The sequence below is a fragment of the Phreatobacter sp. genome (assembly GCF_022843985.1).
GTDB lineage: Bacteria > Pseudomonadota > Alphaproteobacteria > Rhizobiales > Phreatobacteraceae > Phreatobacter.
Window position 1 is genome coordinate 80,394 of sequence record NZ_JALHMP010000012.1, and the last position, 13,822, is coordinate 94,215.

A 13,822-nucleotide genomic window follows, 5' to 3' on the forward strand; every position below is an offset into this window, starting at 1 on the left:
TCTGCGGGGCCCGCTGCCCCTTGCCGATGACCGCTCCCCTGGGCTACCCAAGCGCTTCTCCTCCACTGTCGGGCCCGCCCATGACCGCTCATGCCAATCCGAAGAACCTCATCCCCGGCGCCACGGGCGACTGGGAGGTGGTGATCGGCCTCGAGATCCATGCGCAGGTGGCCTCCAACGCCAAACTGTTCTCGGGGGCCGCTGTCGGCTTCGGCGCGCCGGAAAACAGCCAGGTGAGCCTCGTCGACGCGGCCATGCCGGGGATGCTGCCGGTCATCAACGAGGAATGCGTGCGCCAGGCGATCCGTACCGGGCTCGGCCTCAAGGCGACGATCAACCACCGCTCGGTCTTCGACCGGAAGAACTATTTCTATCCAGACCTGCCACAGGGCTATCAGATCAGCCAGTACAAGAGCCCGATCGTCGGCGAGGGCGAGGTCATCGTCGACCTGTCGCCGACCGAAAGCTTCACGGTCGGCATCGAGCGCCTGCACCTGGAACAGGATGCCGGCAAGTCGATCCACGATCAGCACCCGACGCTGTCCTATATCGACCTCAACCGCTCCGGCACCGCGCTGATGGAGATCGTCTCCAAGCCGGACATGCGCTCGGCCGACGAGGCCAAGGCCTATGTGACCAAGCTGCGCACCATCCTGCGCTATCTCGGCACCTGCGACGGCGACATGGAGAAGGGCAACCTACGGGCCGACGTCAATGTCTCCGTGCGCAAGCCCGGCGATCCCTTCGGCACCCGCTGCGAGATCAAGAACGTCAACTCCATCCGCTTCATCGGCCAAGCGGTCGATTACGAGGCGCGCCGGCAGATCGGCATCCTTGAGGATGGCGGCACGATCGACCAGGAGACGCGCCTCTACGACGCGACCAAGGGCGAGACGCGCTCCATGCGCTCGAAGGAGGAGGCGCACGACTACCGCTACTTCCCTGATCCCGACCTGCTTCCGCTTGAATTCAGCCAGGCCTATGTGGACGATCTCGCCGCTGTCCTGCCGGAACTGCCGGACGCCAAGAAGGCGCGCTTCATCAGCCAGTACGGGCTCACCCCCTATGACGCCTCGATCCTCGTGCTGGAACGCGACAATGCCGACTATTTCGAAGCCGTCGCCAAGGGGCGCGACGCCAAGGCCTCGGCCAACTGGGTGATCAACGAGCTGTTCGGCCGCCTCAACAGGGATGGCCGCGATGTCACGACCTCGCCGGTGACGCCGGCCCAGATCGGCGGCATCGTCGATCTCATCGCCTCGGGCGTCATTTCCGGCAAGATCGCCAAGGACTTGTTCGAGATCATCTATACGGAGGGCGGAGACCCGGCGGCGGTGGTGGAAGCCCGCGGCATGAAGCAGGTCACCGATACCGGCGCCATCGAGAAGGTGATCGACGCGGTCATCGCGGCCAATCCCGACAAGGTCCAGCAGGCCATCGCCAAGCCGACCATGCTCGGATGGTTTGTCGGTCAGGTGATGAAAGCCTCCGGCGGCAAGGCCAATCCCGAGGCGGTGAATGCGATGCTGAAGACGAAACTCGGGATCTGAGGCGGGGGCGCGGCCCGGCCTCTAGGCTGCGACAGGACCACCGGATGGCGAGCCTCTGGACGGCGAACATCGCGCGGGATCCCCGGTATCGGGGCGCCGAGGAGATCATTGCGGCGGCCGGCTATGCCATCACCATCGCCGATGATGGTATCGCCATCGTCAATGAGGAGACCGGCGACAGCCAGCGTTTCCGCTCGCGCAAGGATGTCCTCGCCTTCGCCGCGTCGCTCGCATCGGGCGAACCGCCGCCGGTCCAAAAGCGGGGTGCGAGGATCCGCAACGGCCCGGGGTTCCGCGACCGGTCGGCCCGTCCGCCGGCGCGCGAGGCGGGATCGGGCGCGGACGGCGATGAGGAGTTGGATCTCGCCCGGCTGAAGGCGCTCTGCCAGGCGCTAACCATCGAGCGTGACGCGTGGAGGGCGCGGGCGCAGATCCGTGAGGAGACGGCGGCGAGCGAGCCCGCCGATGGTGGCGAGCAATACCGCGCGCTGAAGAAGTTCATCGCCCGCGAGTTCCACCCCGACCAGGTCCGTGCCGACGGAATCGAGCGGCTGGTGCGCACCGAGGTCTTCAAGACGATCTGGGCCCATATCGAGGAGATCGAGCGGTCCGGGCGGTCCTAGGGTCGGCCCTCCGCAGATCGGCTGCCAGCTTTGTGGCAATACGGTTTGCGACGCAGGGGATGATCGTTTTCCATGCCGGCCTCCTGGGGAGGAAAATCATGTCGAAACGCTTCACGCTCCACGGTTTCTGGCTGTCGGGCCCGACCTACAAGGTCGGTCTCATGCTCAGCCTCTGCGGCGAGGATTTTGCCTATCATTCGCTCAATCTGCGCGCCGGCGAGCACAAGGCGCCGGCGTTCCTGGCCAGGAACCGCTTCGGTCAGGTGCCGGCCCTGGAGGATGCGAAAACCGGCCTGTCGCTCTGCCAGTCGGCGGCGATCCTCGATTATCTCGCGGCCGAACTGGGTCAGTTCCAGGGCGACGGCGCTGCCGGGACCGCCCGCGCGCGCGAATGGATGTTCTGGGATTTCGACCGGCTCGCCGGGCCCATCTACCGTTCGCGTGCCCAGCGCTTCGGCCTTCGGGCCTATAACCAGCCGATCATGGAAATGTACTGGGCCGAAGGCAATGCGGCGCTGAAGGTGCTGGAGGAGGCGCTGGCGAAGGCCGACTGGCTCGCCGGGCCGCGCCCGACCATCGCCGACATCGACGTCTATGGCGTGGTTGCCTATGCGCCGCAGGCGGGCTTCGACCTCGCCGTCTATCCGGCCATCAGCACCTGGATGAGCCGGATGGAGGCGCTGCCGGGCTTCATCGCCAGCGACGGCCTGCCCAAGGCGACGCGCGCGTGAGCGCCGAGGTCACCTTGCGGGAAGCGACCGTGGCCGACGTGCCGCGGATCGCCGCGCTCATCGCCATGGGCGACGCCAAGTCGCCCCTGGATGCCGCCGCGGCCGAGGCGGAGGGCCTCCACCCCGCTTATGCCGCGGCATTCCGGCGGCTCGCTGCGTCAGAGGCCAACCATCTGTTCGTGGCGGAGCAGGGCGGGCGCATCGTCGGTACCTACCAGCTCACGGTCCTGCCGGGCATCGCCGAGCGCGGCCGCACCCGCGGCAAGATCGAGAGCGTCCATGTCGACCCGACCCTGCGTCGCAGCGGCATCGGCGCGGCGATGATGCGCCACGCCATCGCCACTGCCCGCGACAAGGGGATCGGGCTTGTCGAGCTGTCGTCGAACAAGAGCCGCACCGATGCCCATCGCTTCTACGAGCGGCTGGGTTTCGCCAGGAGCCACGAGGGCTTCAAGATGGCCCTCGACTGAGGGTCGCTCCGCCGGGGGTCAACCGCGGCGGCGGCCGCGGCATTCCGGCAGGAAGCTGCGCCAGGTCTTGCCGGCGGCCTGCAGCCGGGTCTTGTCGCGCCGCCATTCGGCGCCGCAATCCCGCATGATCTGGTCGTTGCGCAGCTGCGCGGCCGAGCGTGGCCGCCGGGTGGTGCCCGCGGCCGGGGGCGTGGTGGCCGTCTCGGTTGCGGCACTGCGGCTGCGCGTGGGCGCCGTGGACTGGGCGGTGGCGATATCAGCGGTGAGGATGAGGGCGGCGACGGCCGCGAGCCAGTGAAGTCGCATGGTTGATCCTCCGAGTGATCGCGCTGAACGTGTCACCCTGAGGCAGAACCCCGGATGAACGTCGCTGCGGTTGTATCCTGCCCTGTTCCTGCAACCGTGCAACTGAGGCATCGCACGGATGGGCCCTCGAGGGGTTGGCCTCCCGCGGCAAGATGCTAGCCTCCCGCTCCCGAGGCCCGGCGGCCCCGACCGGTGCCACCGGGATCAGGTTCACGCGGAGACGCTCCATGTCGCAACGTCCGATCGAACTCCATTACTGGCCGACCCCGAACGGGTGGAAGATCACCATCATGCTGGAGGAATGCGGGCTGCCGTACAACGTCATTCCCGTGAACATCGGCAAGGGCGACCAGTTCAAGCCCGAATTCCTGAAGATCGCCCCGAACAACCGGATGCCGGCCATCGTCGATCCCGACGGGCCGGATGGCGCGCCGATCTCGGTCTTCGAGTCGGGCGCAATCCTCCTCTATCTCGGCCGCAAGACCGGCCGGTTCTATCCGCAGGACGAGCGCGGCCGCGTGGCGGTGGAGGAATGGCTGATGTGGCAGATGGCCGGCTTCGGCCCCATGCTCGGCCAGACGCACCATTTCCGTATCTATGCGCCTGAAAAGATCGAGTATGCGATCAACCGCTATACCAACGAGGCCAACCGCCTCTATGGCGTCCTCAACCGACGTCTCGAGGGGCGCGACTTCATCTGCGACGCGGTGTCGATTGCCGATTTCGCCTGTATCGGCTGGGCAAAGCTCTGGGAACGGCAGGGGCAGGACATGGACCAGTTCCCGCAGGTGAAGGCCTGGATCGACCGGATGCTGGCGCGGCCGGCGGTGCAGAAGGGGCTGATGGTCAACAAGGAGGACCGCAACGCTACGGCGCCGCGCGATCCGGCGGCGCAGGCGATCCTCTTCGGCCAGACGGCGCGCTGACCCACGACCATGCCGGCGCTGTGGCGGGGGCTTTCACCTTGTCGTAGCGTTAATCTTACGTTGACCTATGGGAAGCAGACTGCGGCTGATGAATGGTATCGGGCGGCCGACCGGTCCGCCCCTCTCAATCGGAGATCATGCGATGACCGTGATGATCCTCGCAGAGGACGAAGCGCCGTCCATCGTGCCGGCCGATCTAGCCGACAGGCCAGCCCGCGAGTTGGGAACGCTCTATGCGGCCGGGCGGGTCGTGCCGCGCGACCTCGTCGCCGCCCATATGTGGTTCAACATCGCCGCCCTGAAGGGCGACCGCGACGCGGCCCACAGGCGGCAGGAGGTCGCTGCCGAGATGAGCAAGGACGAGATCTCGCAGGCCCTTGGCTGGGCGAGGGCATGGCTCGATTCGCAAGCGCCTGTGGCCGTCTGATCAGGCGGCCTTGAGACGGGCGCGTTCCTTGCGCATGTCCGGCAGGAAGACGGTCAGAAGACCGATCAGCGGCAGGAACGAGCAGAGCCAGTAGACATATTCAATGCCCCTGGCATCGGCGATCTGGCCGAGCACCGCTGCGCCGATGCCGCCCATGCCGAAGGCGAAGCCGAAGAACAGCCCGGAAATCATGCCGACCTTGCCGGGGACGAGTTCCTGGGCGAAGACGAGGATCGCTGAGAAGGCCGAGGCCATGACCACGCCGATGATGCCGGTGAGGATCACGGTTCCCGTCAGGTTGGCGTAGGGCAGGGCGAGGGTGAAGGGGAGCGTCCCCAGGATCGACCCCCAGATCACCAGCTTGCGGCCGAAGCGGTCGCCGATCGGGCCGCCGAGCACCGTCCCCACCGCGAGGCCGCCGAGGAAGACGAAGAGCAGCAACTGCGCGTCACGCACCGACACGCCGAAACGGTGGATGGTGTAGAAGGTGTAGTAGCTGGTCAGGCTGGCCATGTAGACATATTTCGAGAAGACCAGCAGTCCAAGAACCGTTAGCGCGATCAGCACCTTGCGGCGCGGCAGGACGAAGGGGCGGGCAGGCGCCGGCCGCGCGGCCTGGGCCGCCCGCTGGCGCGCATACCAGCCGCCGACCCTGACAAGGATAACCATGGCGGTGAGCGCCAGCGCGCCGAACCAGGCGACGGATTGCTGGCCCCGCGGCAGGATGATGAAGGCCGCCGCCAGCGGTCCAAGGGCGGTGCCGACATTGCCGCCGACCTGGAACAGCGACTGGGCGAGGCCGTGGCGCCCGCCCGAGGCGAGCCGCGCCATGCGCGAGGATTCCGGGTGGAACACCGCCGAGCCGAAGCCGACCAGGCCGGCGGCGACGAGGAGCAATTCGTAGGTTGCCGCATGGGCGAGGAGGATCAGCCCGGCAAGTGAAAAGCCCATCCCCACAGCCAGCGAATAGGGCTGCGGATGCCTGTCGGTATAGAGACCGACCAGCGGCTGGAACAGTGCGGCGGTTCCGGAGAAGACGAAAGCGAGGAGGCCGATCTGGCCGAAATCCAGCGCGTAATTCTCCTTCAGGACGGGATAGAGCGCCGCGACCAGCGACTGCATCACGTCGTTCAGCAGATGGCAGGTGCTGAGCGCCGCCAGGATGCCGAAGGAGGTGCGGTCGACAGCAGGGGCGGCCGTGGCGACGGGCGTGCTGGTCACGGATGCTCCTCGGGGCGGCATCGGCTGCTTCATTCCTGCCCGATCAGGAGGCAATCCTCGGCAGGGGTCAATGCTGCCGGGCCGGGAGCCCGCATGCGCGGGGCGAGGGGCTCCCGCTGCCGGGTCAGTTCACCACGCGCACGGCGCCCCGGGCGGCGCTGGTGGTGAGGGCGGCATAGGCCCTCAAGGCCGTCGTCACCTTGCGCTTGCGCGGGGCGGCCGGCTGCCAGGCGGCCTTGCCCCTTGCTTCCATGGCGGCGCGGCGGCGGGCGAGTTCCGCGTCGGAGACGCGCATGGCGATCGTCCGATTGGGAATATCGATGTCGATCATGTCGCCCTCCTCGACGAGGCCGATGGCGCCGCCTTCCGCCGCTTCCGGCGAGGCATGGCCGATGGAGAGGCCGGAGGTGCCGCCGGAGAAGCGGCCGTCGGTGATGAGGGCGCAGGCCTTGCCGAGGCCCTTCGACTTCAGATAGCTCGTCGGATAGAGCATTTCCTGCATGCCGGGACCGCCGCGCGGCCCCTCATAGCGGATGACGACGACGTCGCCGGCCTTGATCTTGTTGGTGAGGATGGCATCGACCGCCGCGTCCTGGCTCTCGAAGATGCGGGCTGGGCCGGAGAAGGTCAGGATCGAGGTGTCGACCCCGGCGGTCTTCACGATGCAGCCGTCGAGCGCGATGTTGCCGGAGAGCACGGCGAGGCCGCCGTCCTGCGAATAGGCGTGTTCCGCGGAGCGGATGACGCCCGTCTCGCGGTCGAGGTCGAGTTCCTCGAAACGGCGGCTCTGGCTGAAGGCGGTCTGGGTCGGCACGCCGCCCGGTGCGGCGGAATAGAAGGTCCTGACGCTCTCGCTGTCGGTCACCGTGATGTCCCAGCGGGCGAGGGCGGCCGCCATGCTTTCGGCATGGACGGTCGGCAGGCTCGTGTCGATGAGCCCGGCGCGGGCGAGTTCGCCGAGAATGGCCATGATGCCGCCGGCGCGGTGGACGTCCTCCATATGGACATTGGCGACGGAGGGCGCGACCTTGCAGAGCACCGGCACGCGGCGGGAGAGGCGGTCGATATCCTCCATGGTGAAGCCGATCTCGCCCTCATAGGCGGCAGCCAGCAGGTGCAGCACCGTATTGGTCGAGCCGCCCATGGCGATGTCGAGCGTCATGGCGTTCTCGAAGGCCTTGAACGAGGCGACGGAGCGCGGCAGTACGCTCACGTCGTCCTGCTCATAATGGCGGCGCGCGAGATCGACGATGAGATGGCCGGCCTCGACGAAGAGGCGCTTGCGGTCGGCATGAGTCGCCAGCACCGAGCCGTTGCCGGGCAGGGCGAGGCCGAGGGCTTCGGTGAGGCAGTTCATCGAGTTGGCGGTGAACATGCCCGAGCAGGAGCCGCAGGTCGGGCAGGCGGCGCGCTCGATGGCGGCGACCTCTTCGTCGGAGATGCTGTCGTCGGCGGCGGCGACCATGGCGTCGACCAGGTCGACCTTCTTGAGGACACCGTCGGCAATGAACTTGCCGGCTTCCATCGGTCCGCCCGAGACGAAGACGGTCGGGATGTTGATGCGCAGGGACGCCATGAGCATGCCGGGCGTGATCTTGTCGCAGTTGGAGATGCAGACCAGGGCGTCGGCGCAATGGGCGTTGGTCATGTACTCGACGCTGTCGGCGATGACCTCGCGCGAGGGCAGCGAATAGAGCATCCCGTCATGGCCCATGGCGATGCCGTCATCGACCGCGATGGTGTTGAACTCCTTGGCGACGCCGCCGGCCTTCTCGATCTCGCGCGCCACCAGCTGGCCGAGATCCTTCAGGTGCACATGGCCCGGCACGAACTGGGTGAAGGAATTGGCGATGGCGATGATCGGCTTGCCGAAATCGGAATCCTTCATGCCGGTGGCACGCCACAGGCCGCGGGCACCGGCCATGTTGCGGCCATGGGTCGTGGTGCGTGAACGATAGGCGGGCATGGTCGTTTCCAAGTCTCGTCGTGGATCTGTTCGATCGGTCCGGCGTGCGGTCCGTTGATCCAGCCTTTATCGGTTCAAAACGGGTTAGACCAGTGCGGCACGGCGGCGTGGCCGAGCCGCGCCAGCGACATGGCAGGCATTCGTCCACTCTGGTTCAGGACTTGCGTCGGTCCCAGCCGTGCAGCGGCATCAGGCCTTCGGCCCGAAAGCAGACCTTCCGCCGCCCGGCCTGCTTGCCGTTCAATGCTGCAGGCCGGATCGGCCGGTCCGGTCATGGAGCAAAGCGACGTGCAGGCAAGAGAATGGGACATCGGTACCGATATCGGCGGCACGTTCACCGATATCATTGCCGTCCGCAGCGGTGGCCATGAGACGCGGATCGCCAAGGTTCCCTCCCGCCCCGATGCGCCCGTCCAGGCGATGATGGAGGCGCTTACGGCCGTCGGTCTCGGACCCGACGACGTCAGGCGCTTCGTCCATGGCACCACGCGCGTCACCAATGCCCTGGTCGAGGAGCGCCTGCCGAAGATGGCGCTGGTGGCCACTGCCGGGTTCGAGGACGTGCTGGAGATCGCCCGCTACCGCCGGCAGGAGCTCTACCGCCTCGACATTCCGCCGAAGGCGCCGCCGCTGGTGCCGCCGTCGCTGTGCTTCGGCATCGTCGAGCGGGTCGACCATAGCGGCGCCGTGCTGACGCCTTTGGCGGACAGCGAGATCGAACGGCTGGTGACCTGGCTCAAGGCCAACGCGGTCGCCAGCGTCGCCATCTGCCTGCTGCATGCCTATGCCAATCCCGACCATGAAAAGCGCCTCGCCGAGCACCTCGCCGGCATCGTCCCGCATGTCTGTGTCTCGCACGAGATCAATCCGGAGGCGCGCGAATATGAACGGGCCTCCTCGACGGCCTTCAATGCTGCGGCGATGCCCATCGCGGTGGAATATCTGACCGAACTGGAGGAGCGGCTGCCGATCGGCGCGGGGCTGCAGGTCTTCCACTCGGCGGGCGCCATGGTGCCCTTGCCGGCAGTCAAGCGGCGTCCGCTGGTCATGGCCATGTCCGGGCCGGCGGCTGGCGTTTCCGCCTCGGCGCGCATCGCCCGCGACCTCGCGCGCCCGCGCGTGCTGACCTTCGATATGGGCGGCACCACCACCGACGTGTGCCTCATCGTCGACGGCGCGGCGGAGATGACCGACACCCGCATGATGGGCGGGCGGCCGCTGCGCCAGCCGATGCTCGCGGTCCATTCCATCGGCGCGGGCGGCGGTTCCATCGTCGATCTGGGGCCGGGCGGCCTCTCGGTGGGCCCCAAGAGCGCCGGCGCCGTACCGGGCCCTGCCTGCTACGGCCGCGGCGGCACGCGCGCCACCATCACAGACGCCAATGCCATCCTCGGCTATCTCGATCCCGAGGCGCTGCTCGGCGACACGATCCGGATCGACCTCGGCAAGGCGCGCGACGCCGTCCAGCCCATCGCGGACAGGCTTGGCCTCGGCCTCGCCGAGACGGCGCTCGGCATCGTCAAGGTTGCCAACGCCACCATGGCGCGGGCCTTGCGGCGGGTGACCGTCGAGCGCGGCGTCGACGGGCGCGACTGCACGCTGCTCGCCTTCGGCGGCGGCGGGCCGATGCATGCCACCGGCCTTGCCGACATCTATGGCCTGCGGGAGATCATCGTGCCGGCGGCGTCGAGCGCCTTCTCGGCCCTCGGCTGCCTCACCGCCGATTTCAGCTTCCTGCAGCAGCGCACCGTGCGCATGGCGCTGAAAGGACTGTCGGCCGAGGCCTTCGCGGCGCGGGTCGCCGAACTCGTCGCGGAGGCGCGCGATCCCCTCATCGCCAACGGCATCGCGGCGGAGGAGATCACCGTCGAGCCTGTCGCACTGATGCGCTATGCGGCGCAGAGCGATTCCATCCCCATCGCCTTTGCCGTGCCGCTTGACCCGACGCGGCTGGAGGCCGACTTCCACGCCCGCCACCACCAGCTCTTCGGCTATGCGACCGGTGAGGCCTGCGTCATCGAGGCGCTGCGGGTGAAGGCGACGAAGCCCTCGGAGACGCCGTTCTCGCGTCCCGATGTCGGCCGGCCACAGGTCTCGGGCCGCAGCCGCTCCTGCATCTTCGGGCCGGAAGGGTCGGTCGAGACGCGCATCCTGCCGCGCGAGACCGTTTCGGGGATCACCACCGGCCCCGCCATCATCGAGGATGCCTGGTCCACCGTCATCGTGCCGCCGGGCTGGCAGGCGCGTCCCGACGACCTCGGCAATCTCTTCCTTACCCGGAGCGAGTCATGAGTGCGCTGGACCCCTTCGTGGTCGAGGTGATCCGCCACGGCCTGTCGGCCGCGGCCGAGGAGATGAGCCTCGTCATGACCCGCTCGGCCCGCTCGCCGCTGCTGCGCGAGGCGGGAGACCTTTCCTCCGCCATCACCGATGCTGAGGGTGGGCTGGTCGGCCAGGGGCGAGACATCCCGATCCATCTCGGCGCCATGGCCTATACGGTGAAGGAACTGCTGAAGGTGCGCCCTGCCTCCGGCATGAAGGAGGGCGACGCGATCATCTACAATGTCGGCGCTCTCGGCGGAAACCATCTCAACGACGTCAAGATCGCCCGGCCCGTCTTCGTCGAGGGCCGCCTCATCGCCTTCGCGCTCAGCCTCGCCCACTGGCCCGATGTCGGCGGCACCTGGCCGGGCAGCTATCTCGCCAATGCCTTCGACACGTTCCAGGAGGCGATGCGCATCCCGCCGCTGACGATCGCCGACACCAATGGTCTCAACCGCTCGGTGCTCGAGCTGATCCTCGCCAATGTCCGCGACCCCGTCTCCTGCGAGGGCGACCTGATGGCGCAACTGGCGGCCACCACGGCGGCGGAGCGGCGCATCCGTGAGATGTGTGCCCAGTATGGCACCGAGACCTTCGTCGCGACCATGAGCCGCCTGCACGATCTCTCGGAGGCGGAGATGCGCGCGGCGCTGGCCGACCTGCCGGACGGTACCTATGAGGGCGAGGATTTCCTCGACGATGGCGGGCCGAACGGCGAGCCCGCGCGCATTCACGTGACAATCGAGATCCGCGGCGACGAGGCGACCTTCGATCTCTCGGGGTCGGCCGACCGGGTCGCCAATTTCTGCAACACGACGCCTTTCATCGCCCGCTCCGCGGTGGTCTATGCCGCGCGCATCATGAGCGGACGCGACATGCAGCAGAATGCCGGCGCGCTCAGGCCCATCACCATCATCACCCGGCCGGGATCCATCTTCGAACCGGGCTGGAACGCGGCAGTTGCCGCCGGCAACCACGAAACCTCCATGCGGGTGGTTGACGCCATCTTCCGTGCCATGGAGGCGGTCATTCCCGAGCGGCTGTCGGCCGGGGGGCCGGCGACGTCCGGCCTCCTCGCCTTCGCCGAGCCGATGCCCGACCAGTCCTGGCGCATGCTCTACGAGGTGCATGGCGGCGGCGAGGGCGCCCGTCACGACCGCGACGGCTGCCCGGCGACGCGCGTCCATCTCGCCAATACCTCGAACACGCCGGCCGAAATGATCGAGGCGAACTATGCCATCCGCGTCGAGAAACAGGCGATCCGCCGTGATTCCGGCGGGAAAGGCCTGCACAAGGGTGGAGACGGCGTCATCCGCGCCTATCGGGTGCTGGCGCCGAGCCTGTGGCTCACCACCTGCGTCGAGCGCTTGGTCATGCCGACCTATGGCCTGAAGGGGGGCGGGGAGGGCAAGCCCTATACGATCACGCTGGAACGCGACGGTCGCACGGAACGCCTGTCGGGCAAGGCCAATCTGCTGCTCAAGGCCGGCGATCTCGTGACGCTGGAGGGCTGCGGTGGCGGCGGCTACGGGGTTTCCGCCGCATGAGCATCTGGCCGGCCGGCGTCGCCCGCACCATCGGCGCGCTGCCCGAGAGCCTCGGCGCGGCGCTCAGGGCCACCGCGGCGCGGCGGGGGGAGGCGCTGGCCATCGCCTTCTACGGGGCGGAAATCAGCTTTGCCGAACTCCTCGCGCGGGTGGAGCGGCTCGCGGCCCATCTCCAGCACGCCTGCGGCCTCGCACCCGGCGACCGCGCGCTGCTCGACATGCAGAATTCGCCGCATGCGATCATTGCCTACCAGGCCATCGCCCGGGCCGGCGGCGTGGTGGTGCCGGTCAATCCGATGTCCATGCCGGAGGAAATCGCCTATCTCGCGGAGGACAGCGGGGCCAGGGTCGCGCTGATCGGTGCCGAGCTGGTCGGCAGGTTCTCAGGGCTCGTGCCGGCGCCGCTGGCCCATGTGATCGTCGCGGCCTATGGCGACGAGATTCCGGCCGATACCCCGTTCCGCCTGCCACCGGTGATCGGCGAGAGCGTACTCCCCGAATGGCTGCAGCCGGGCTTTGTCGCCTGGAACGAGGCGCTGGCGGAGACGCGGCCGCCACGGCCCGATACCAGCCGTCCGGACGATCTCTGCGTCATGCCCTACACGTCCGGCACGACGGGCAAGCCGAAGGCCTGCCTGCACACCCACCACAGCGTGCTCTTTACCGCCTTCGTCCAGGCGCGCTGGTACTTCTACGACGATGAAACCGTGCTCACCGGCTTCATGCCGATGTTCCATGTCGCCGGCATGCAGCTCTCGCTCAACGGCTGCGCCGCCTGCGGCGCGACGGTGGTCGTCATGGCCCGCTGGGACCGGGACCTCGTGGCGCCGCTGTTCAAGCGCTACGGGGTGACCTTGTGGAGCGCGGCGCCGACCATGGTGGTGGATGCACTCGCCGCAGACGGCTTCGACCAGGCCGCCTTTGCCAGGCTCAAGACTATCACCGGCGGCGGCGCGGCCATGCCTGCGGCGGTGGCGGCCGAGCTGAAGCGGCGGTGGAACCTCGCCTATGTCGAGGGCTATGGCCTGACCGAGACCATGTCGCCGAGCCATCTCAACCCCGTCGACCGGCCCAAGCCGCAATGCCTCGGCGTGCCGGTGCAGGAGACCCATGCGCGCATTATCGACCCTGGGAGCCTCGCCGTGCTGCCGCAGGGCGAGACCGGGGAGATCGTCATTGCCGGGCCACAGGTGATGCGCGGCTACTGGAACCTGCCGGAGGCAACGGCGGAGGCCTTCGTCACGCTCGCGGGGCGGCGCTTCCTGCGCACCGGCGACCTCGCCCGCATCGACGACGAGGGCTATTTCCACATGGTCGACCGCCTGAAACGGATGATCTCGGTTTCCGGCTTCAAGGTCTGGCCCTCGGAGGTCGAGGCGGTGCTCTACCGCCATCCCGCCGTCCAGGAATGCTGCATCGTCTCGGCGCCCGACGCCTATCGCGGCGAGACGGTGAAGGCCCTGGTGGTCCGCCGGCCGGGGTGCGACCTGACGGCCGAGGAGCTGATTGCCTGGGCGCGGGAGGTGATGGCCGCCTACAAGGTGCCGCGGCTGGTCGCATTCGTCGACGCCTTGCCGCGCACCGCGTCCAACAAGCTCGACTGGCGGTCGTTGCAGGACGCCGCCTGGGCGACAGGCGCCGGGTGATCGCCGGCCTTGCGAGCCCCGCCGGCAGGGACCAGCATGCGGCCTGCATCTTGCCTGCGCGATCCATACCCCTTCGCATGCCGCCCG

The 13,822-nt window shown here is 68.0% G+C and carries 12 protein-coding genes; 9 read left to right on the forward strand and 3 right to left on the reverse strand.

Features of this window, described 5'->3' with window-relative positions:
* Positions 1-80: 80 nt before the first annotated feature.
* The 4 genes from gatB to Q0C57_RS10585 all read left to right on the forward strand — a co-directional run bounded on the left by gatB (position 81) and on the right by Q0C57_RS10585 (position 3,374).
* Entirely contained in the window at positions 81-1,550 is a 1,470-nt protein-coding gene (gene gatB, locus Q0C57_RS10570) for an Asp-tRNA(Asn)/Glu-tRNA(Gln) amidotransferase subunit GatB (protein WP_296576045.1), read from the forward strand.
* 44 nt (positions 1,551-1,594) lie between these two features.
* Positions 1,595-2,173, forward strand: coding sequence for a hypothetical protein (locus Q0C57_RS10575; RefSeq protein WP_296576048.1), 579 nt, complete (start codon positions 1,595-1,597; stop codon positions 2,171-2,173).
* Between the two features lie 98 nt (positions 2,174-2,271).
* Positions 2,272-2,904 carry a glutathione S-transferase family protein gene (locus Q0C57_RS10580; protein ID WP_296576051.1) on the forward strand — a complete coding sequence of 211 codons (633 nt, stop codon included), beginning with the start codon at positions 2,272-2,274 and terminating at the stop codon, positions 2,902-2,904.
* A complete protein-coding gene (locus tag Q0C57_RS10585) occupies positions 2,901-3,374 on the forward strand; it encodes a GNAT family N-acetyltransferase (protein WP_296576054.1) in 474 nt (157 codons plus the stop codon). The genes Q0C57_RS10580 and Q0C57_RS10585 overlap by 4 nt, the downstream gene beginning before the upstream one ends.
* An 18-nt stretch (positions 3,375-3,392) precedes the next feature.
* Here Q0C57_RS10585 and Q0C57_RS10590 read toward each other — a convergent pair whose 3' ends face one another.
* The gene (locus Q0C57_RS10590; RefSeq protein ID WP_296576056.1) at positions 3,393-3,680 is read right to left on the reverse strand and encodes a hypothetical protein; all 288 of its coding nucleotides are present in this window, start codon (positions 3,678-3,680) and stop codon (positions 3,393-3,395) included.
* A gap of 227 nt (positions 3,681-3,907) precedes the next feature.
* Here Q0C57_RS10590 and Q0C57_RS10595 point away from each other — a divergent pair, with 227 nt between their 5' ends.
* Together Q0C57_RS10595 and Q0C57_RS10600 are read left to right on the forward strand one after the other, a co-directional pair.
* Entirely contained in the window at positions 3,908-4,606 is a 699-nt protein-coding gene (locus Q0C57_RS10595; RefSeq protein WP_296576058.1) for a glutathione S-transferase N-terminal domain-containing protein, read from the forward strand.
* Positions 4,607-4,748: 142 nt separating this feature from the next.
* Positions 4,749-5,033 (forward strand): hypothetical protein, encoded by a 285-nt coding sequence (locus tag Q0C57_RS10600; RefSeq protein WP_296576060.1) that lies wholly within the window; start codon positions 4,749-4,751, stop codon positions 5,031-5,033.
* Here the strand turns inward: Q0C57_RS10600 and Q0C57_RS10605 are convergent, their stop codons facing one another.
* Both Q0C57_RS10605 and ilvD read right to left on the reverse strand, forming a co-directional pair.
* Positions 5,034-6,254: an MFS transporter gene (locus Q0C57_RS10605; protein ID WP_296576061.1), complete on the reverse strand. Its 1,221-nt coding sequence runs from the start codon at positions 6,252-6,254 to the stop codon at positions 5,034-5,036.
* Between the two features lie 124 nt (positions 6,255-6,378).
* Positions 6,379-8,220, reverse strand: coding sequence for a dihydroxy-acid dehydratase (ilvD, locus tag Q0C57_RS10610; RefSeq protein WP_296576063.1), 1,842 nt, complete (start codon positions 8,218-8,220; stop codon positions 6,379-6,381).
* 288 nt (positions 8,221-8,508) lie between these two features.
* Here ilvD and Q0C57_RS10615 point away from each other — a divergent pair, with 288 nt between their 5' ends.
* From Q0C57_RS10615 to Q0C57_RS10625, 3 genes are read left to right on the forward strand one after another with little or no spacing between them, the layout of a single operon-like run.
* Entirely contained in the window at positions 8,509-10,512 is a 2,004-nt protein-coding gene (locus Q0C57_RS10615) for a hydantoinase/oxoprolinase family protein (RefSeq protein WP_296576066.1), read from the forward strand.
* A complete protein-coding gene (locus tag Q0C57_RS10620; protein WP_296576069.1) occupies positions 10,509-12,089 on the forward strand; it encodes a hydantoinase B/oxoprolinase family protein in 1,581 nt (526 codons plus the stop codon). The genes Q0C57_RS10615 and Q0C57_RS10620 overlap by 4 nt, the downstream gene beginning before the upstream one ends.
* Positions 12,086-13,735, forward strand: coding sequence for a long-chain-fatty-acid--CoA ligase (locus tag Q0C57_RS10625; protein WP_296576072.1), 1,650 nt, complete (start codon positions 12,086-12,088; stop codon positions 13,733-13,735). Before Q0C57_RS10620 ends, Q0C57_RS10625 begins: the two co-directional genes overlap by 4 nt.
* The last annotated feature ends 87 nt before the right edge of the window (positions 13,736-13,822 follow it).

What these genes read in the sequence shown, in the direction of transcription:
- Q0C57_RS10595 (WP_296576058.1), top strand. Translation starts at nt 3,908, where the DNA reads ATGTCGCAACGTCCGATCGAACTCCATTACTGGCCGACCCCGAACGGG.
- Q0C57_RS10600 (WP_296576060.1), top strand. Translation starts at nt 4,749, where the DNA reads ATGACCGTGATGATCCTCGCAGAGGACGAAGCGCCGTCCATCGTGCCG.
- Q0C57_RS10580 (WP_296576051.1), top strand. Translation starts at nt 2,272, where the DNA reads ATGTCGAAACGCTTCACGCTCCACGGTTTCTGGCTGTCGGGCCCGACC.
- Q0C57_RS10590 (WP_296576056.1), bottom strand. Translation starts at nt 3,680, where the DNA reads ATGCGACTTCACTGGCTCGCGGCCGTCGCCGCCCTCATCCTCACCGCT.
- gatB (WP_296576045.1), top strand. Translation starts at nt 81, where the DNA reads ATGACCGCTCATGCCAATCCGAAGAACCTCATCCCCGGCGCCACGGGC.
- Q0C57_RS10575 (WP_296576048.1), top strand. Translation starts at nt 1,595, where the DNA reads ATGGCGAGCCTCTGGACGGCGAACATCGCGCGGGATCCCCGGTATCGG.
- Q0C57_RS10625 (WP_296576072.1), top strand. Translation starts at nt 12,086, where the DNA reads ATGAGCATCTGGCCGGCCGGCGTCGCCCGCACCATCGGCGCGCTGCCC.
- ilvD (WP_296576063.1), bottom strand. Translation starts at nt 8,220, where the DNA reads ATGCCCGCCTATCGTTCACGCACCACGACCCATGGCCGCAACATGGCC.
- Q0C57_RS10620 (WP_296576069.1), top strand. Translation starts at nt 10,509, where the DNA reads ATGAGTGCGCTGGACCCCTTCGTGGTCGAGGTGATCCGCCACGGCCTG.